Here is a 19,644-nt window from a genome sequence, read left to right on the forward strand (position 1 = left end):
TAAGGGGGTGAATTAAATTGCAAAAGCTGAAACTACATGGCTTTAACAATCTGACCAAAAGCCTGAGTTTTTGTATCTACGATATCTGTTATGCGAAAACGCCCGCCGATCGCGATGGCTACATCGCGTATATCGACGAGCAGTACAACGCAAACCGCCTGACAGAAATCCTGAGTGAAACCTGTTCCATCATTGGCGCCAATATTCTGAACATTGCTCGCCAGGATTATGAGCCGCAAGGTGCCAGTGTGACCATTTTGGTCAGCGAAGAACCGATGGATCCGCGCGATGTGGATACCTCCGAACATCCCGGCCCCTTGCCGAATTCCGTCGTCGCACACCTTGATAAAAGCCACATCTGTGTGCACACCTACCCGGAAAGCCACCCTGGTGGCGGCCTGTGTACGTTCCGCGCTGATATAGAAGTGTCGACCTGTGGCGTCATTTCACCGCTTAAGGCACTGAACTATCTGATCCATCAACTGGAATCGGATATCGTAACCATTGACTACCGTGTACGCGGTTTTACCCGCGACATCAACGGCGTTAAGCATTTCATCGACCATAAGATCAACTCAATTCAGAACTTCATGTCTGACGACATGAAATCGCTCTATCATCTGATGGATGTTAATGTTTACCAGGAAAATATTTTTCACACCAAAATGCTGCTGAAGGATTTCGACCTGAAGCACTACCTGTTTAACGTCAGCCCTGAAGAGCTGAGCGCCGAAGAGCGCAAACGTATCACGGACTTGCTGTATCGTGAGATGCAGGAAATCTATTACGGCAGAAACATCGCAACCGTATGATCATCCGCCTGAGGGCATATGCCCTCAGGTTCCGGCAAATCCTCGCCCGTTATTCCTGACATAAGTACGCATCACCGCGCAAAGGCAAAGCACTGTATTTGCGCTTTGAAAACGAAGAAGCCCTGAATCAGACGATTCAGGGCTTCGGAATGATTGGCGGTGCGGACGGGACTCGAACCCGCGACCCCCGGCGTGACAGGCCGGTATTCTAACCGACTGAACTACCGCACCGCGCTATGCTCAGTGAGCGAGGTGAATACTACGGTCCGATGCCGGTTGCGTCAACGTTTTTTATCACTAACTGCTTCTGTTTGCTTACATTTTCAGCGCAATGATGTCTTTGTGATCAAGGCACCATGTCTTAGTTGCGCCACAGGCAACTGCCGCCTTTCTTCATAATTAAATCCAGCCGTTGCTCATGCGCCACCAACTCATCATCACTGGCATACAACACCGTCAAAGCCGATGTAGGGCGTGAAATACGCTGTATGGTTTCGGCTTGTACTGTCTGCTGCTGGCTCTCCCCTTCCATCGAAAAAGCCAGTGACGTTTGGCCGCCAGTCATCGCCAGATAGACTTCAGCCAGAATCTCGGCATCCAGTAACGCGCCGTGCAGTGTACGCTTACTGTTATCTATCTGGTAACGGTCGCACAATGCGTCCAGGTTATTACGCTTGCCGGGGAATAACCGGCGAGCCATCAGCAGGCTGTCGGTGATAGTACAGAAGGTTTCCGTTTTGGGGATGTCTCGTCCCAGCAACCGGAACTCATAGTCCATAAAGCCGATATCAAACGACGCGTTATGGATCACCAGCTCCGCACCGCGGATAAAATCGATAAAATCATCGGCAACCTCAGCGTAAGTCGGCTTATCAGCCAGAAACTCATCGCTAATGCCATGAACATTATAGGCTTCCGGGTCTATCAGACGGTCCGGCCTAAGATAAACATGGAAATGACGCCCGGTCAGGCGACGATTCACCACCTCAACCGCACCAATCTCAATAATCTTGTGCCCTTCATAGTGCACCCCCAGCTTATTCATACCGGTGGTTTCCGTATCAAGAACGATTTGTCGTGTAATTGCAGTGCTCATCGGTTTCGTTTATGTCAGACTTATGCTTTTGACCATGAATAAGAGTCTACCAGAGATGCTAAAACAGGTTGAGATTTTCACCGACGGCTCCTGTCTCGGCAATCCTGGCCCGGGTGGCTACGGGGCGCTTTTGCGCTATAAGCAGCACGAGAAAACACTGAGCGCAGGCTACCGGCTAACCACTAACAACCGGATGGAACTGATGGCGGCGATCGTCGCACTAGAAAGCCTGACCTCGCCTTGTGAGGTGACGCTCAGTACTGATAGTCAATATGTCCGCCAGGGGATTACCAGTTGGATCCACAACTGGAAAAAACGCGGCTGGAAGACCGCAGAGAAAAAACCCGTGAAGAACATCGACCTGTGGCAGCGGTTAGATGTTGCGATTCAGCGCCATACCCTGCATTGGATGTGGGTCAAAGGCCACGCCGGTCATCCAGAAAACGAACGCTGCGATGAACTGGCCCGGCAAGCCGCTAATATGCCAACCCTTGATGACACCGGCTATCAGCCGGAATAATCAGCACTATCACTCGCCTGGCGGGTGATTAGTCATGCCGATACCGATAGCTTTTCGTCGCCCCTACCGGGCGATGCATCGGTGATTTTCTTAACAAGCTTTTGCTCGGCGTCATTGTCAGTGGGATGGTACGTTTGCGTGCAACGATCAGATTCAGGCACCCCAATAGCGGTAGCGTATTGTTCCATTTGCCCTGCCCTGGCTCACGCCACGGTAGTACCAGCAAACTATTATGATGCACAATCTCGTAGTTCAGCAGACTCAGCCAATCCATCACCCGCATTTGGCTAAACATACGGCTACAATAGGGCTGGCGTCGGCGCATTCCCGGTACCAGACGCCCCATTCCCACCAGACTAACCGGGTTGAAACCACTAATGATGACCCATCCATCATTAATCAAAACCCGGTCTACCTCACGCACGATACGGTGAGGATCGGCAGAGTAAGCCAGAACATGAGTCAGTAGACAGGCATCCACGGATTTCTCTATAAATGGAAGTTGGTAGGGATCAGCCATAACATGCGCCTGCTGATCGCGACTGACATTCACCTGATGTGGGATAGTGCACGTCTGACTGTCAATCGCGATGCTCAATCCACCAATCTTCAGCAGATGGAATCCGAATATCCGGCTCCACCAAGGGGCCAGCGCAGTATTCAAGGTGTGAAGATAGTTCTCTCCCCAGGGAATGGCTTCCCAACTATCAGGTGCCACGATTTTCTGGGATGTTTGTGCTGGCTTCATGTTTTAGAATCGTCCACAAGCTAACCATCAACAACGAGGATGCAGCATGAATCTTATCAGTGTACCGGCTTTCAAGGATAACTACATTTGGCTGCTGGCTAATGATGAAAACGACTGTGTGATTGTGGACCCGGGAGATGCCGCCCCCGTACTGCAGGCACTGGAACATCACGGGCTATCTCCCGCCGCGATTCTGCTGACCCACCATCACAATGACCATACCGGTGGTGTCGAGCAATTGGCCGCTCATTACCCTGATATACAAATTTACGGCCCACAGGAAACTAAACGCTGTGGCGTGACACACACAGTACAAGAGGGAGACAAGATTACGGTCGCAGGTTCGGAATTTTCTATTTTTTTCGTGCCAGGACACACCGCAGGACATATCGCGTACTATAGCCACCCATATCTGTTCTGTGGTGATACGCTGTTTTCTGCTGGGTGCGGTCGCATTTTTGAAGGTACAGCACAACAAATGTTCGAATCATTGATCAAGTTGGCTGATTTACCCGATGAAACCCAAGTATGTTGTGCGCATGAGTACACATTGTCCAATCTGGCGTTTGCTCACCATGTTTGGCCAGAAGATGTAGATATTTATGATTACCTTGTAAAAATCAGGCAATTACGTGAAAAAGGAGAATCATCCCTCCCCTCTACACTGGGTCGGGAACGAAGAATAAATATTTTTTTACGCTATCATGACATTGATTTAAAAAGAAAATTGTCCATTAACTCGGACACCCAGGGTGATTGGCAGATTTTTGCGCATTTACGCGCATTGAAAGACCAATTCTGACGGTTTTTGTTGTACTGAATTGCCAATCAAAGTATCATTGTCTGTCTTTTAAGCAACTATTGACACAGATATGAAGACTAAAGCGATATTCATCGCCTCAGTCGTGTTGACAGGTTGCCAGGTGCCACCCAATGACACCTCTCAACCCAGACAGCATGCACAGAGTCTGTCTTCGGCAGGTCAAGGTGAAGCAGGAAAGTACACAGATGGTCGAGAGACCGGTACGCGATGGCTGGATGATGAAAGCATCGCGCAGCAAGACCTGTGGAACTTCATTGGCGACGAGCTGAAGATGGAGGTTCCGGAAAATACCCGGATCCGCGAGCAAAAACAGCGTTACTTAAAAAATAAGAGCTATCTCCACGATGTAACATTACGGGCAGAGCCGTACATGTACTGGATAGTCGGGCAGATTAAAGAACGTAAGATGCCGATGGAACTGGTACTGCTACCCATAGTGGAGAGCGCTTTTGACCCAAACGCTAGATCATCATCCAACGCCGTAGGGCTTTGGCAGATTGTTCCTGGTACAGGGCGTAATTATGGGTTGAAACACACCCAGTGGTACGCTGGACGTCGTGATGTTGTTGCATCTACGACTGCTGCGCTGGATATGATGCAGCGCCTGAATCGTATGTTTGACGGCGACTGGTTATTGACCGTAGCCGCCTATAACGCAGGTGAAGGGCGAATCATGCAAGCGGTGAAAGCGAATAAAGCAAAAGGTCGTCCAACAAATTACTGGGCGCTGGCGTTGCCGTATGAAACGTCAACCTATGTGCCCAAAATGTTGGCACTAAGCGATATTCTCAAGCACAGCAGAAAGTACGGAGTTGAACTGCCGAAACCTAATGAAAATCGTGCGCTGGCACGCGTTGATTTAGGCCAGCAGATGGAGTTGACGCAAGCTGCCGAGCTGGCGGGATTGTCTGTCACTAAGCTAAAGAGTTACAACACGGGCTACACACGTGATGTTACCGCACCTAACGGTCCACATTACATTATGGTGCCCAAGTCCCATGTGGGACAGTTGAAAGGCTCATTGGCAGATGGTGATATTGCTGCAATCCAGCCAACCAAAACTGCGCAGCCGACCGTGGCGACTCGCTCTGCCGGATATAAAGTTCGTTCAGGTGATACCCTATCGAGTATCGCTAAACGAATGAATGTCCGTACGCAGGACCTGCAGAACTGGAACCACCTCAAGGGCAGTGCTCTAAAAGTGGGTCAGACATTGCAGGTTGCTAAGGCAACCATACCCGTGACGGCAGGTGTAGTAGCAAGCAATAAGTCGAACTCGATCATTTATCAGGTTCGTAAAGGTGATTCGCTGGCAAGCATTGCCAAACGCCACGGCGTTAACATTGCTGATGTGATGCGCTGGAATACGGTCATTAAAGATGCCAACCTTCAGCCAGGTGATCGGTTGACACTTTATGTCACCAGAAGACAATCACCCGACTCCTGATACAAAAAAAACCGCCACTTAGGCGGTTTTTTTATTGGTAGTGATATAGCAGAGCTCACGCAATACCAAACTCGACCAGTAAGGGATTGTGATCAGAGGCATCTGTAACAAGTACCGACGAATCAGTCACCGCCAGTTCCCGATAGAAAACGAAATCCAATGGTCGGCCAAACGCTCTGCGCCGCTGATCATTGGAAAACGACACCTCACAAAGCCCCATTCGATGCGCAAACCGATACAGTGCACTCACCCTAGGCTGACTCCATGCATTAAAGTCTCCAGCCATGATCACGGGCCCAGAGTGACGCTTCAATTGCTCCCCAATGGTCTCAAGTTGATTGGTATAGGCCTCCACTCCCAGGCTGAAATTGACAGCATGGATATTAATGACCATTAACAATCGCGCATCACTCAACGAATACACAGTGATCAACGCTGATTTAGCCAGACGAATTAACGGTTCTCGTTCACGCAGAGGAAAGCAATACATAGGCTGAGCAGAAGATAACGTCATTACGCCTGAAGGATGAGTAGGAAGCACAAAAGCGGGTACCTGTTCGGCAGAAAGATAGTGCGTTGTAGCAAAACGAATCAGCTCGGGGGAGGATTGAGCTTCCTGCAATAGCATGAGCTGTGTGCGTTCACCAAAATGCTTCAGGACGGACAACCAATTCGTACGCTGCTGTTTGAAAATATTCCATACCATTATCCGTAGAGGATCCTCCGTTACCATCAGAGGTCCTGAGGATGCCGGCTGCTGTTTTAAATAATGCATTGCCGAAGGCTGAAAGATACGCTCCACCGGTTGCCCGGCGACATATCTCATCGCATAGGTTTTCTTGTGCACTTTGTTCCTGCTATACCCGTGTACTGTTAATCGTTATAGGGTTTTTACCTTCACGTTTCAATGGGTATAAGCCGTCAGATGAGAAATTCGACACAGTAAGCCATGATAATACGGCGGAAAGGAAGGAATGATGCTCTCTTTGCCGAAGGGATAGATTTATAAAAGCAAAAAGCCCTGAGCTCATGCTCAGGGCTTCTATAAGTTGGCGGTGCGGACGGGACTCGAACCCGCGACCCCCGGCGTGACAGGCCGGTATTCTAACCGACTGAACTACCGCACCACCGATTCTGTATGTTATCAGAGGAGTCAATCCGATAACCGGTGTCTTACTTACACCACAATTTGATGCCTGGCAGTTCCCTACTCTCGCATGGGGAGACCCCACACTACCATCGGCGCTACGGCGTTTCACTTCTGAGTTCGGCATGGGGTCAGGTGGGACCACCGCGCTCTCGCCGCCAGGCAAATTCTTTCGACGTCTATTCAACGTCCTGATTCTTCATGCCGCCGTGTATCGCTACACCACGCCATCCAATCCTCGAACAAGCCAAATTCTACTTTTAGTCTCTCACCAAAACACCTTCGGTGTTGTAAGGTTAAGCCTCTCGGGTCATTAGTACTGGTTAGCTCAACGTATCGCTACGCTTACACACCCAGCCTATCAACGTCTTCGTCTTAAACGTCCCTTCAGGGGCCTCAAGGGCCCAGGGAAGACTCATCTCGGGGCAAGTTTCCCGCTTAGATGCTTTCAGCGGTTATCTCTTCCGCACGTAGCTACCGGGCAGTGCCATTGGCATGACAACCCGAACACCAGCGGTGCGTTCACTCCGGTCCTCTCGTACTAGGAGCAACCCCCCTCAATCTTCCAACGCCCACGGCAGATAGGGACCGAACTGTCTCACGACGTTCTAAACCCAGCTCGCGTACCACTTTAAATGGCGAACAGCCATACCCTTGGGACCTACTTCAGCCCCAGGATGTGATGAGCCGACATCGAGGTGCCAAACACCGCCGTCGATATGAACTCTTGGGCGGTATCAGCCTGTTATCCCCGGAGTACCTTTTATCCGTTGAGCGATGGCCCTTCCATTCAGAACCACCGGATCACTAAGACCTGCTTTCGCACCTGCTCGAGCCGTCACTCTCGCAGTCAAGCTAGCTTATGCCTTTGCACTAACCTCCTGATGTCCGACCAGGATTAGCTAACCTTCGTGCTCCTCCGTTACTCTTTGGGAGGAGACCGCCCCAGTCAAACTACCCACCAGACACTGTCCCCAGCCCGGATTACGGGCCCAGGTTAGAACATCAAACATTAAAGGGTGGTATTTCAAGGTTGGCTCCATGCAGACTGGCGTCCACACTTCAAAGCCTCCCACCTATCCTACACATCAAGGCTCAAGGTTCAGTGTCAAGCTATAGTAAAGGTTCACGGGGTCTTTCCGTCTTGCCGCGGGTACACTGCATCTTCACAGCGAGTTCAATTTCACTGAGTCTCGGGTGGAGACAGCCTGGCCATCATTACGCCATTCGTGCAGGTCGGAACTTACCCGACAAGGAATTTCGCTACCTTAGGACCGTTATAGTTACGGCCGCCGTTTACCGGGGCTTCGATCAAGAGCTTCTCCTTACGGATAACCCCATCAATTAACCTTCCGGCACCGGGCAGGCGTCACACCGTATACGTCCACTTTCGTGTTTGCACAGTGCTGTGTTTTTATTAAACAGTTGCAGCCAGCTGGTATCTGCGACTCTCGTCAGCTCCATCCGCAAGGGACTTCACCCACAAGAGCGTGCCTTCTCCCGAAGTTACGGCACCATTTTGCCTAGTTCCTTCACCCGAGTTCTCTCAAGCGCCTGAGTATTCTCTACCTGACCACCTGTGTCGGTTTGGGGTACGATTCAATGTTACCTGATGCTTAGAGGCTTTTCCTGGAAGCAGGGCATCTGTCACTTCAGCACCGTAGTGCCTCGTCATCACGCCTCAGTGTTAACAGCAGACCGGATTTGCCTGGTCCACCCACCTTCACGCTTAAACCGGGACAACCGTCGCCCGGATGACATAGCCTTCTCCGTCCCCCCTTCGCAGTAACACCAAGTACAGGAATATTAACCTGTTTCCCATCGACTACGCTTTTCAGCCTCGCCTTAGGGGTCGACTCACCCTGCCCCGATTAACGTTGGACAGGAACCCTTGGTCTTCCGGCGTGCGGGTTTTTCACCCGCATTATCGTTACTTATGTCAGCATTCGCACTTCTGATACCTCCAGCAGCCCTCACAGGCCACCTTCACAGGCTTACAGAACGCTCCCCTACCCAACAACACATTGTGTCGCTGCCGCAGCTTCGGTGCATGGTTTTAGCCCCGTTACATCTTCCGCGCAGGCCGACTCGACCAGTGAGCTATTACGCTTTCTTTAAATGATGGCTGCTTCTAAGCCAACATCCTGGCTGTCTGGGCCTTCCCACATCGTTTCCCACTTAACCATGACTTTGGGACCTTAGCTGGCGGTCTGGGTTGTTTCCCTCTTCACGACGGACGTTAGCACCCGCCGTGTGTCTCCCGTGATAACATTCTTCGGTATTCGCAGTTTGCATCGGGTTGGTAAGCCGGGATGGCCCCCTAGCCGAAACAGTGCTCTACCCCCGAAGATGAGTTCACGAGGCGCTACCTAAATAGCTTTCGGGGAGAACCAGCTATCTCCCGGTTTGATTGGCCTTTCACCCCCAGCCACAAGTCATCCGCTAATTTTTCAACATTAGTCGGTTCGGTCCTCCAGTTAGTGTTACCCAACCTTCAACCTGCCCATGGCTAGATCACCGGGTTTCGGGTCTATACCCTGCAACTAGACGCCCAGTTAAGACTCGGTTTCCCTGCGGCTCCCCTATTCGGTTAACCTTGCTACAGAATATAAGTCGCTGACCCATTATACAAAAGGTACGCAGTCACACCCTAAAGGTGCTCCCACTGCTTGTACGTACACGGTTTCAGGTTCTATTTCACTCCCCTCGCCGGGGTTCTTTTCGCCTTTCCCTCACGGTACTGGTTCACTATCGGTCAGTCAGGAGTATTTAGCCTTGGAGGATGGTCCCCCCATGTTCAGACAGGATACCACGTGTCCCGCCCTACTCATCGAACTCACGGCCTGTGCATCTTCGTGTACGGGACTGTCACCCTGTACCGTGCGCCTTTCCAGACGCTTCCACTGACACACAAGCCGATTCAGGTTCTGGGCTCCTCCCCGTTCGCTCGCCGCTACTGGGGGAATCTCGGTTGATTTCTTTTCCTCGGGGTACTGAGATGTTTCAGTTCCCCCGGTTCGCCTCACACACCTATGGATTCAGTGTGTGATAGTGTGTCGAAACACACTGGGTTTCCCCATTCGGGTATCGTCGGGTATAACGGTTCATATCACCTTGCCGACGCTTTTCGCAGATTAGCACGCCCTTCATCGCCTCTGACTGCCTAGGCATCCACCGTGTACGCTTAGTCGCTTAACCTCACAACCCGAAAGTGTCTCGGGATATGAGTATTTTTAGAGACTCCAACAACACATGAATTCTCATTCACATGCTGTCGTTTCAAATTATTCAGCTTGTTCCGGATTGTTAAAGAGCAGATAACATAAACCTGACTATCTCTAATCAGTTTTAGGTTAGCGTTGACCGTGCCTTTCACACACTGTCAGTCATTGGCGTCCCCTAGGGGATTCGAACCCCTGTTACCGCCGTGAAAGGGCGGTGTCCTGGGCCTCTAGACGAAGGGGACATCACTTGTCAGCTTCGCAAGACGCTTTTGACTCTTTCTTATCATCAGACAATCTGTGTGGACACCACGCAGGCACTTCTACTCGGTAAGGAGGTGATCCAACCGCAGGTTCCCCTACGGTTACCTTGTTACGACTTCACCCCAGTCATGAATCACAAAGTGGTAAGCGCCCTCCCGAAGGTTAAGCTACCTACTTCTTTTGCAACCCACTCCCATGGTGTGACGGGCGGTGTGTACAAGGCCCGGGAACGTATTCACCGTAGCATTCTGATCTACGATTACTAGCGATTCCGACTTCATGGAGTCGAGTTGCAGACTCCAATCCGGACTACGACGTACTTTATGAGGTCCGCTTGCTCTCGCGAGGTCGCTTCTCTTTGTATACGCCATTGTAGCACGTGTGTAGCCCTACTCGTAAGGGCCATGATGACTTGACGTCATCCCCACCTTCCTCCGGTTTATCACCGGCAGTCTCCCTTGAGTTCCCACCATTACGTGCTGGCAACAAAGGATAAGGGTTGCGCTCGTTGCGGGACTTAACCCAACATTTCACAACACGAGCTGACGACAGCCATGCAGCACCTGTCTCAGAGCTCCCGAAGGCACACCCGCATCTCTGCAGGCTTCTCTGGATGTCAAGAGTAGGTAAGGTTCTTCGCGTTGCATCGAATTAAACCACATGCTCCACCGCTTGTGCGGGCCCCCGTCAATTCATTTGAGTTTTAACCTTGCGGCCGTACTCCCCAGGCGGTCGATTTAACGCGTTAGCTCCGGAAGCCACGGTTCAAGACCACAACCTCCAAATCGACATCGTTTACAGCGTGGACTACCAGGGTATCTAATCCTGTTTGCTCCCCACGCTTTCGCACCTGAGCGTCAGTCTTCGTCCAGGGGGCCGCCTTCGCCACCGGTATTCCTCCAGATCTCTACGCATTTCACCGCTACACCTGGAATTCTACCCCCCTCTACGAGACTCTAGCCTGTCAGTTTTGAATGCAGTTCCCAGGTTAAGCCCGGGGATTTCACATCCAACTTAACAGACCGCCTGCGTGCGCTTTACGCCCAGTCATTCCGATTAACGCTTGCACCCTCCGTATTACCGCGGCTGCTGGCACGGAGTTAGCCGGTGCTTCTTCTGCGGGTAACGTCAATGAACAGGGTTATTAACCCTGCTCCCTTCCTCCCCGCTGAAAGTGCTTTACAACCCGAAGGCCTTCTTCACACACGCGGCATGGCTGCATCAGGCTTGCGCCCATTGTGCAATATTCCCCACTGCTGCCTCCCGTAGGAGTCTGGACCGTGTCTCAGTTCCAGTGTGGCTGGTCATCCTCTCAGACCAGCTAGGGATCGTCGCCTAGGTGAGCCTTTACCCCACCTACTAGCTAATCCCATCTGGGCACATCCGATGGCAAGAGGCCCGAAGGTCCCCCTCTTTGGTCTTGCGACGTTATGCGGTATTAGCTACCGTTTCCAGTAGTTATCCCCCTCCATCAGGCAGTTTCCCAGACATTACTCACCCGTCCGCCGCTCGTCACCCAGGGAGCAAGCTCCCTTGTGCTACCGCCCGACTTGCATGTGTTAGGCCTGCCGCCAGCGTTCAATCTGAGCCATGATCAAACTCTTCAATTTAAAGTTTGATGTGTTTTCCGAAGAAAACGGTGCTCAAAGAATTTACTGTTTATTCGTAATGAATTAACTGTTGTCACTCTTCAAGACTTTCACTAATTTTTTAGTGAAGCGTCCTGCGAGTGCCCACACAGATTGTCTGATTGATTGTTAAAGAGCAGTGCGACCGGCCTGAGCCTGCTGTCGCGAGGTGGCGTATACTACGCTTTCCTCATGAAGTGTCAACGATTATTTTCGTTTCCGCTTCCTGACACCGCGCTGCGTTGCCGCTGTTGCCGTGTCAGTGGAGGCGCATTATAGGGAGTTATTCCGGCCTGACAAGCGTAATTTTCACAAAAAAACGCAACAGCTCACCTTTTAACCAAAAACGTCATCGGGAGAATATTTATTAAACAAATTGATGATAAAAAACCCGAATCACAGCATTAAACTGGTATTCGGGTTTTAAAGGCACATCTCTTCTATTCGTCACCAACGATTACTCGTGACCAACTATCGTTTCGTGATCAACTATTGTCGGGCAACGATGGTGTCGTTTTCCACATCCAGCGTCACCGCTTTTCCGGGTACCAAAGCCCCAGACAATATTTGCTGTGCCAGAGGGTTCTCAATCATCTGCTGAATAGCTCGCTTCAGCGGACGTGCACCGTAGACGGGGTCAAACCCTGACTTACCAAGTAACTCCAGCGCAGCATCGGAGATAGACACGGTATAACCCCGCTCTTCCATACGTTTATAAAGACGCTGCAATTGGATCTGAGCAATCGAGGTAATATGGGCTTGTCCCAATGGATGGAACACCACGACCTCATCAATACGGTTGATGAACTCAGGGCGGAAATGATGGCTGACAACGCCTAACACCATGTCACGCATCTGAGCATAATTCATTTCGCCGAATCGTTCCTGAATGAGGTCTGACCCAAGGTTAGACGTCATGATCACTACCGTATTGCGGAAATCTACCGTACGGCCTTGCCCGTCGGTCAGGCGCCCATCATCCAACACCTGAAGCAGAATGTTAAACACATCAGGATGCGCTTTTTCCACTTCATCCAGCAAGATAACCGAATAAGGCCGACGGCGTACCGCTTCGGTCAGATATCCGCCCTCTTCATAGCCAACATATCCTGGAGGAGCACCGACCAACCGAGAAACCGAATGCTTTTCCATAAACTCGGACATATCAATACGCACCATCGCGTCATCACTATCGAACAAGAATGACGCCAGTGTTTTGCATAACTCGGTTTTACCCACACCGGTCGGGCCGAGAAATAAAAATGAACCGATAGGACGATTGGGATCCGACAACCCGGCACGGCTACGACGAATCGAGTTAGCGACGGCCTCCACCGCTTCATTCTGTCCAATGACCCGCTGATGTAGCTCTTGCTCCATACGCAGCAGTTTTTCCCGTTCACTTTCCAGCATCCGTGAAACTGGAATCCCGGTCCAGCGGGCCAGTACCTCGGCAATCTCGGCATCGGTTACGCGATTGCGCAGCAGATGCATGGTTTTACCTTCAGCCTGCGTGGCTGCCGCCAGCTGTTTTTCCAGTTCAGGGATTTTGCCATACTGCAGTTCGGACATTCGCCCTAAATCCCCCTGGCGTCTTGCCTGCTCCAAAGAGATTTTGGCCTGTTCCAGCGCTGCTTTAATATTTTGCGTGCCGGTTAACGACGCTTTTTCCGCTTTCCACTCTTCTTCCAGTTTCGAGTATTCGCGCTCTTTCTGCTCAAGTTCACTATTGAGGATCTCCAAACGTTTCAGGCTGGCCTCATCAGACTCTTTCTTTAAGGCCTGTTGTTCCAGTTTTAACTGAATAATCCGGCGATCAAGGCGGTCCAACGGTTCTGGTTTCGAGTCAATCTGCATACGGATACTGGAGGCGGCCTCATCAATCAAGTCGATAGCCTTATCCGGTAATTTTCGGTCTGAAATATACCGATGCGACAACATAGCCGCTGCGACAATCGCAGGGTCGGTGATTTGCACGTGGTGGTGCAACTCATACCGCTCTTTCAGACCACGCAGAATCGCGATAGTGTCTTCAACAGTCGGTTCCGCGACAAACACCTTCTGGAAACGACGTTCGAGCGCAGCATCTTTTTCAATAAACTGGCGGTACTCGTCCAGTGTGGTGGCCCCTACACAGTGCAGCTCGCCACGCGCTAACGCTGGCTTCAGCATGTTACCGGCATCCATCGCACCATCAGCCTTGCCAGCACCCACCATGGTGTGCAACTCGTCGATGAAGAGAATGACGCTACCTTCCTGTTTAGACAGGTCATTCAGTACGCCTTTTAGGCGCTCTTCAAACTCACCACGGTATTTGGCCCCGGCAACCAGTGCGCCCATGTCAAGTGACAGCACACGTTTATTCTTCAAACCTTCGGGGACTTCACCATTGACGATACGCTGTGCCAGTCCCTCGACAATCGCTGTTTTACCGACGCCTGGTTCACCAATTAAAACCGGGTTGTTCTTGGTTCTTCGTTGTAACACCTGGATGGTACGGCGAATTTCCTCATCGCGGCCAATCACCGGATCCAGTTTGCCTTGCTCGGCTCGCTCGGTAAGGTCGATCGTGAATTTTTTCAGCGCCTGACGCTGATCTTCCGCACTCTGATCGTTTACTTGCTGCCCACCACGAACCTGCTCGATTGCGTGAGTCACGTTCTGTTGTGTGGCTCCAGCGTTCTTTAGCAGATCGCCAAGGGTCCCGCGTGATTCAAATACCGCCAGCACAAATAATTCTGAAGAAATGAAAGTGTCGCCCTTTTTCTGCGCCAGCTTGTCGCAGATATTGAGCGTCCGTACCAGCTCGCTGGACGGTTGAACATCGCCATCGGTGCCTTCCACCTGTGGTAAACGGCTGATTGCCTGCTCGATTTCATTTTTAAGGCGACTGACGTTCGCACCGGCGGCTGTCAGCAACGGGCCGACAGTCCCCCCTTCCTGATTCAGAAGGGCGCTCATCAAATGCAACGGTTCAATGAATTGATGATCTCGTCCGAGGGCGAGAGATTGGGCATCAGCGAGGGCAAGCTGGAATTTGTTGGTAAGACGATCCAGACGCATAACTCCTCCCATACATACTGGTCAAAATTGCTACTGGAGATTAAATGAGGTCATTCCTCAAAAATTCAAGATTATTTTGCCAGTAATAATAGAAGGAAAAACGTTAATCCTCCGGATCGTCTTAATTCAATAGGTTATATCAGCCAAATCAAAGTTGCCATACGTCCGGTCATACCATCGCGCCGATAGGAGAAAAATCTGCCCGAATCGCTGACGGTACAGTACTCGCCACCGAACACCTGGGTGACGCCAGCAGCCTGTAAACGCAAACAGGCCAGCTGATAAATATCGGCAAGGAATTTACCATTGCGGGGAACAAAAGCGCAATCGGCAACGGGGTCTACTTGCAGAAAAGCCTCGCGAACCTCCCCCCCGACTTCAAATTGCTGCGGGCCGATAGCTGGCCCCATCCATGCCAGAATATCTGCCGGGCGAGCACGAAAATGGCGCAGCGTCTCTTCGAGTACACCGGCCTGCAACCCCCGCCAGCCTGCATGTGCCGCCGCAACCTCGTCGCCACTAGCGGAACAGAACAGAACAGGCAAACAGTCTGCCGTCATGACAGCACATACCCGGTCCTGACGGGTGGTATAGGCTGCATCCCCAGTCAGTGAATCAGGTGATACCTGATCAAGATTAATCACTTGTGTGCCATGCACCTGCTCCAGCCAATGCGGCATAACAGGCAACCCGGCCGTGGCGAGCAGACGTTGTCGGTTGCCCTGAACGTGCAGCGGAGAATCTCCCACATGATTACCCAGATTGAGTGAAGCATAGGGAGCACTACTAACCCCGCCCAAACGTGTAGTACTGCAGGCCCGCACCCGTGTCGGAGCAGGCCAGTCCGGTATTAACATCATGCTGTCAAGCGACATGCCATCACCAGTCAAGTTGATCTTTGAACGCTTCGGTATCCGCTTTCAGTGCGGCGATCAGGTCTACCATATCCTGCGGCAAAGGCGCATGCCACTCCATCTGAATGCCGCTGATAGGATGATAAAGCCGCAACATAGTGGCATGCAGCGCCTGGCGATCAAAATTGCGCAGCGTCTCGATAAACTCATCGGACGCCCCTTTAGGCAGACGCGGACGACCGCCATACAACGGGTCTCCCACCAAGGGGTGATTGATGTGCGCCATGTGAACACGAATCTGGTGGGTTCTTCCCGTTTCCAACCGCAAACGCAAGCGGGTATGCGCGCGGAAATGCTCCATAATACGGTAGTGCGTGACAGCTGGTTTCCCCATCGGATGCACCGCCATATGGGTGCGCTTGGTCGAATGGCGCGCGATTGGCTCATCGACAGTGCCGCCTGCCGTCATCGTACCGATGGCTACTGCTTCGTATTCACGGGTGATTTCACGCGCCTGCAGCGATTCGACCAATCTGGTCTGTGCGGGTACCGTCTTCGCGACTACCATCAGTCCGGTGGTATCTTTGTCTAATCGGTGGACAATACCAGCACGCGGCACATCCGCAATCTCTGGATAGTGATGTAACAACGCATTCAGCACCGTACCATCCGGGTTGCCGGCACCAGGGTGTACGACCAGATCGCGAGGTTTATTAATCACCAGGATATCGTCGTCTTCGTACACAATATCCAGCGAAATCGGCTGGGCTTCCCAGCGCGCGTCTTCCTCAATAAGGGCATCAATGGCAACGGACTCTCCACCAAGCACTTTCTCTTTTGGTCTGTCGACCATATTGCCGTTAATCTGTACCCGCTGTTCCAAAATCCATGTTTTTATGCGAGAACGCGAATAATCAGGGAACAATTCGGCCAAAGCCTGATCTAAACGTTGTCCAAGTTGAGATTCGGCCACCGTCGCGGTGAGTTGTACTTGTTGGGACATAGTATGCTGCTTCTTATTAACGTTGGGTTTTAACGGCGATGCCGTTTAAAATAATGTACCATTGTAGCTGGTCTTAATCGGGAGCTTAACGGACAGTTTCCCGGAAAAACACTCTGAGGATAATCAAATCGTCATGACGCGTATGAAATACCTGGTGGCCGCTGCCACGTTGAGCCTGACGCTGGCTGGTTGCTCCAATTCCAAAGATGCGGTTCCCGACCGTCCACCTTCAGAACTGTATGCCACCGCCCAGGAAAAACTGCAGGACGGCAACTTTAAAGCAGCCATCACACAGTTGGAAGCGTTGGATAACCGTTATCCATTCGGCCCTTACTCCCAGCAGGTCCAGCTAGACCTGATTTACGCCTATTACAAATCCGCCGAGTTGCCGTTGGCTCAGGCGTCGATTGATCGTTTCATTCGCCTTAACCCAACACATCCAAACGTGGACTACGTCCTCTATATGCGTGGGCTGACCAACATGGCGCAGGATGACAGCGCGCTGCAAGGTTTCTTCGGCGTCGATCGTTCAGACCGTGATCCTCAATATGCCCGTGCGGCATTTAAGGCGTTTAACCAGTTACTCCAGGGCTATCCGAACAGCCAGTATGCAACAGACACCAGTAAACGTCTGGCATTCCTGAAAGAACGTTTGGCCAAGTATGAACTCTCTGTCGCACAGTATTACACGAAACGCGGCGCTTATGTTGCGGTGGTTAACCGTGTAGAGCAAATGCTGAAGGACTATCCGGACACGCAGGCGACACGCACTGCGCTACCGCTGATGGAAAATGCCTATCGGGAATTGCGACTGACTGCAGAAGCAGACAAGGTGGCCAGGATTATTGCCGCCAATCCTGCCTGAAGGAACACCTGAATCCGCATTATCACGGCAACTTAGGTTGCCGTTTTTTTACCACCGTATCGACGAATCTCGTCAATTTACCTGCAAAAATCAGTCAATACATCCAATAAATAATGGCACACGCCTGATGAGGCGACAAGCCCGTCGCACCGATTCCCCAAAGCCGCTCACAAATCAATTCATATGACGGAAAAGCGACCAAAAAAAGTGATCAAAATCACCCACTTTGTATCGTCTAGGGGTATGCTGAAATCACCAAGACGGAAAAGGCAGAGAGGTAAGTTTTTATGACTATCAACATTACCAGCAAACAGATGGATATTACCCCCGCAATACGTCAGCATGTCGAAGACCGTCTCACCAAACTGGATAAATGGCAGGCCCAGTTGATCAATCCGCACATTATCCTGTCCAAAGAGCCTCAGGGTTTTGTGGCTGATGCGACCATTAGTACGCCAAATGGCCCACTGGTGGCCAGCGCCAAACATGAAGATATGTATGCTGCTATCAATGAACTGATCGCCAAACTGGAGCGGCAGCTAAACAAAGTCCAGCATAAAGGCGAAGCTCGCCGGGCAGACGCTGGCATCAAAGATGTAAACTTACAGGCTTCGGCGGAATAACAGGAACGGGTGGAGAAACTACCGTATCCTTATGTTGAGTGACAGATTCTCTCCGTTGTCTGAAACGCGCCGTAAGGCGCGTTTTTTATGCAGGCAGCGTCGATACTGCTGAACGGCACGCGGCATTGTTCATCGCTCCTTGTGATTTTGTGTTGACAGGATGAAAAGGCAACAGTTACCTTAAACGGCATTCCCTATAAGGATATAGTCACATGACGCCAAAACTGTTTTTCTTCGTATTCTTCTTTACTCTCCCCAGCGCGGGGGCCGATTTGTCGTGTGAGTAAAAATACGAAGACGAACAAAAAAAGCCTCCTCACCCAGGAGGCTTTTTTATTGGACAGCAAACAGGTACACACCATGACCGATAATCCATTACTGGCGCTGCGCGCGCGTATTACCGCGCTGGATACACAACTACTCGACCTGTTAGCGCAACGGCGAGAACTCGCGCTCGATGTGGCGAGAGCCAAACAGCATTCCCATCGCCCCATTCGCGACAAAGAACGTGAGCGGGATTTACTGTCCCGGTTGGTTGAAGAGGGAAAAAAGCGGCAGCTTGACGGCCATTATATTACCCGTCTGTTCCAGCTGATTATCGAAGACTCCGTTCTGACTCAGCAGGCGCTACTGCAGCAGCACCTGAATGCAGGCGAATCTCACTCTGCCCGCATCGCTTTTCTCGGTCCCAAAGGTTCCTATTCCCATTTAGCTGCACGCCAGTATGCAGCACGCCATTTTGACCAGATCGTTGAATGCGGCAGCCAACGTTTTCAGGACATCGTCAGCCTGGTGGAAACCGGGCAGGCAGATTACGCCGTGCTGCCGATAGAGAACACCAGTTCCGGTTCAATCAACGATGTTTACGACCTGTTGCAACATACCGGGCTATCCATCGTCGGCGAACTGAGCACTCCCATTGACCATTGTGTGTTGGTGGCAGTAGATACACAGTTGGATCAAATCCAGACCGTTTACAGCCACCCACAACCGTTCCAGCAGTGCAGTAATTTTATCAACCGGTTTCCGCACTGGAAAATCGAGTATTGTGAAAGTACGGCGGCTGCCATGGCAAAAGTCGCTGAACTCAATTCCCCACATGCCGCAGCGCTGGGCAGCGAAGCTGGTGGAATGCTTTATCAATTGCAGGTGTTAGAGCATAACCTGGCTAATCAGGTGCAAAACATCACCCGATTCATCGTTCTGGCGCGCAAACCTATTGAGGTCACCGAGCAGGTTCCCGCTAAAACGACCTTGATCATGGCGACGGGACAGCAATCCGGTGCACTGGTGGAAGCCCTGTTGGTGCTACGTGAACATGGTATTGTGATGACAAAACTCGAGTCACGCCCCATAAATGGCAACCCGTGGGAAGAGATGTTTTATATTGATGTGCAGGCGAATCTGCGCAACGACACCACCCGTAAGGCACTACAGGGACTGGCGGCGATTACGCGTTCACTCAAGGTTCTGGGCTGCTATCCCAGTGAAAATGTGGTGCCAGTAGAGCCGTCATAACCGGCGTGAGGC

13 protein-coding genes, 3 tRNA genes, 3 rRNA genes and 1 other annotated feature are annotated in these 19,644 nt (G+C 51.3%); of the genes, 7 read left to right on the forward strand and 12 right to left on the reverse strand.

Going from position 1 to position 19,644, the window contains the following annotated elements:
- Positions 1-17: 17 nt before the first annotated feature.
- Positions 18-812, forward strand: a complete 795-nt coding sequence (gene speD, locus DD586_RS15625; protein WP_012885797.1) for an adenosylmethionine decarboxylase — start codon at positions 18-20, stop codon at positions 810-812.
- A gap of 154 nt (positions 813-966) precedes the next feature.
- Here speD and DD586_RS15630 read toward each other — a convergent pair.
- A tRNA-Asp gene (locus DD586_RS15630) sits at positions 967-1,043 on the reverse strand.
- Between the two features lie 130 nt (positions 1,044-1,173).
- A complete protein-coding gene (gene dnaQ / locus DD586_RS15635) occupies positions 1,174-1,908 on the reverse strand; it encodes a DNA polymerase III subunit epsilon (protein WP_012885798.1) in 735 nt (244 codons plus the stop codon).
- Between dnaQ and rnhA the strand changes: the two genes are divergently transcribed.
- A complete protein-coding gene (gene rnhA, locus DD586_RS15640) occupies positions 1,862-2,428 on the forward strand; it encodes a ribonuclease HI (protein ID WP_167316303.1) in 567 nt (188 codons plus the stop codon). The genes dnaQ and rnhA overlap by 47 nt on opposite strands.
- 28 nt (positions 2,429-2,456) lie before the next feature.
- Here the strand turns inward: rnhA and DD586_RS15645 are convergent, their stop codons facing one another.
- Complete coding sequence (locus DD586_RS15645) at positions 2,457-3,176, reverse strand: class I SAM-dependent methyltransferase (protein WP_012885800.1); 720 nt, start codon at positions 3,174-3,176, stop codon at positions 2,457-2,459.
- 46 nt (positions 3,177-3,222) lie between these two features.
- Here DD586_RS15645 and gloB point away from each other — a divergent pair, with 46 nt between their 5' ends.
- Together gloB and mltD are read left to right on the forward strand one after the other, a co-directional pair.
- Entirely contained in the window at positions 3,223-3,978 is a 756-nt protein-coding gene (gloB, locus tag DD586_RS15650; protein WP_012885801.1) for a hydroxyacylglutathione hydrolase, read from the forward strand.
- Between the two features lie 70 nt (positions 3,979-4,048).
- Positions 4,049-5,446 carry a murein transglycosylase D gene (gene mltD / locus DD586_RS15655; protein WP_012885802.1) on the forward strand — a complete coding sequence of 466 codons (1,398 nt, stop codon included), beginning with the start codon at positions 4,049-4,051 and terminating at the stop codon, positions 5,444-5,446.
- A gap of 55 nt (positions 5,447-5,501) precedes the next feature.
- Here mltD and DD586_RS15660 read toward each other — a convergent pair whose 3' ends face one another.
- The 9 genes from DD586_RS15660 to rluD all read right to left on the reverse strand — a co-directional run bounded on the left by DD586_RS15660 (position 5,502) and on the right by rluD (position 16,626).
- Positions 5,502-6,293 carry an endonuclease/exonuclease/phosphatase family protein gene (locus tag DD586_RS15660; RefSeq protein WP_012885803.1) on the reverse strand — a complete coding sequence of 264 codons (792 nt, stop codon included), beginning with the start codon at positions 6,291-6,293 and terminating at the stop codon, positions 5,502-5,504.
- A gap of 203 nt (positions 6,294-6,496) precedes the next feature.
- Positions 6,497-6,573: transfer RNA gene (locus DD586_RS15665), tRNA-Asp, on the reverse strand.
- Between the two features lie 67 nt (positions 6,574-6,640).
- Positions 6,641-6,756: ribosomal RNA gene (rrf, locus tag DD586_RS15670) — 5S ribosomal RNA — on the reverse strand.
- 129 nt (positions 6,757-6,885) lie between these two features.
- A 23S ribosomal RNA gene (locus tag DD586_RS15675) occupies positions 6,886-9,791 on the reverse strand.
- Positions 9,792-9,983: 192 nt separating this feature from the next.
- Positions 9,984-10,059: transfer RNA gene (locus tag DD586_RS15680), tRNA-Glu, on the reverse strand.
- Positions 10,060-10,145: 86 nt separating this feature from the next.
- Positions 10,146-11,688, reverse strand: a 16S ribosomal RNA gene (locus DD586_RS15685).
- Together the 16S, 23S and 5S rRNA genes with 2 tRNA genes alongside form the textbook arrangement of a ribosomal RNA operon.
- A gap of 507 nt (positions 11,689-12,195) precedes the next feature.
- A complete protein-coding gene (gene clpB, locus DD586_RS15690) occupies positions 12,196-14,769 on the reverse strand; it encodes an ATP-dependent chaperone ClpB (protein ID WP_012885804.1) in 2,574 nt (857 codons plus the stop codon).
- A 134-nt stretch (positions 14,770-14,903) separates the two neighbouring features.
- Entirely contained in the window at positions 14,904-15,629 is a 726-nt protein-coding gene (yfiH, locus tag DD586_RS15695) for a purine nucleoside phosphorylase YfiH (protein ID WP_041165071.1), read from the reverse strand.
- A 19-nt stretch (positions 15,630-15,648) separates the two neighbouring features.
- Positions 15,649-16,626: a 23S rRNA pseudouridine(1911/1915/1917) synthase RluD gene (gene rluD / locus DD586_RS15700; protein ID WP_012885806.1), complete on the reverse strand. Its 978-nt coding sequence runs from the start codon at positions 16,624-16,626 to the stop codon at positions 15,649-15,651.
- Between the two features lie 133 nt (positions 16,627-16,759).
- Here rluD and bamD point away from each other — a divergent pair, with 133 nt between their 5' ends.
- The 3 genes from bamD to pheA all read left to right on the forward strand — a co-directional run bounded on the left by bamD (position 16,760) and on the right by pheA (position 19,632).
- Entirely contained in the window at positions 16,760-17,491 is a 732-nt protein-coding gene (gene bamD, locus DD586_RS15705) for an outer membrane protein assembly factor BamD (RefSeq protein ID WP_012885807.1), read from the forward strand.
- A gap of 287 nt (positions 17,492-17,778) precedes the next feature.
- Positions 17,779-18,114, forward strand: a complete 336-nt coding sequence (raiA, locus tag DD586_RS15710; RefSeq protein WP_012885808.1) for a ribosome-associated translation inhibitor RaiA — start codon at positions 17,779-17,781, stop codon at positions 18,112-18,114.
- A gap of 211 nt (positions 18,115-18,325) precedes the next feature.
- Positions 18,326-18,452: a sequence feature (Phe leader region), on the forward strand.
- Between the two features lie 22 nt (positions 18,453-18,474).
- Positions 18,475-19,632, forward strand: coding sequence for a bifunctional chorismate mutase/prephenate dehydratase (pheA, locus tag DD586_RS15715; protein ID WP_012885810.1), 1,158 nt, complete (start codon positions 18,475-18,477; stop codon positions 19,630-19,632).
- Positions 19,633-19,644: the final 12 nt, after the last annotated feature.

Source organism: Dickeya parazeae Ech586 (assembly GCF_000025065.1).
Classification (GTDB): Bacteria; Pseudomonadota; Gammaproteobacteria; order Enterobacterales; family Enterobacteriaceae; genus Dickeya; species Dickeya zeae.

Bases quoted from the DNA above. Each gene is read 5' to 3' on its own strand.
- dnaQ (WP_012885798.1), bottom strand. From the start codon at position 1,908: ATGAGCACTGCAATTACACGACAAATCGTTCTTGATACGGAAACCACC.
- DD586_RS15645 (WP_012885800.1), bottom strand. From the start codon at position 3,176: ATGAAGCCAGCACAAACATCCCAGAAAATCGTGGCACCTGATAGTTGG.
- gloB (WP_012885801.1), top strand. From the start codon at position 3,223: ATGAATCTTATCAGTGTACCGGCTTTCAAGGATAACTACATTTGGCTG.
- mltD (WP_012885802.1), top strand. From the start codon at position 4,049: ATGAAGACTAAAGCGATATTCATCGCCTCAGTCGTGTTGACAGGTTGC.
- clpB (WP_012885804.1), bottom strand. From the start codon at position 14,769: ATGCGTCTGGATCGTCTTACCAACAAATTCCAGCTTGCCCTCGCTGAT.
- yfiH (WP_041165071.1), bottom strand. From the start codon at position 15,629: ATGATGTTAATACCGGACTGGCCTGCTCCGACACGGGTGCGGGCCTGC.
- rluD (WP_012885806.1), bottom strand. From the start codon at position 16,626: ATGTCCCAACAAGTACAACTCACCGCGACGGTGGCCGAATCTCAACTT.
- bamD (WP_012885807.1), top strand. From the start codon at position 16,760: ATGACGCGTATGAAATACCTGGTGGCCGCTGCCACGTTGAGCCTGACG.
- raiA (WP_012885808.1), top strand. From the start codon at position 17,779: ATGACTATCAACATTACCAGCAAACAGATGGATATTACCCCCGCAATA.
- pheA (WP_012885810.1), top strand. From the start codon at position 18,475: ATGACCGATAATCCATTACTGGCGCTGCGCGCGCGTATTACCGCGCTG.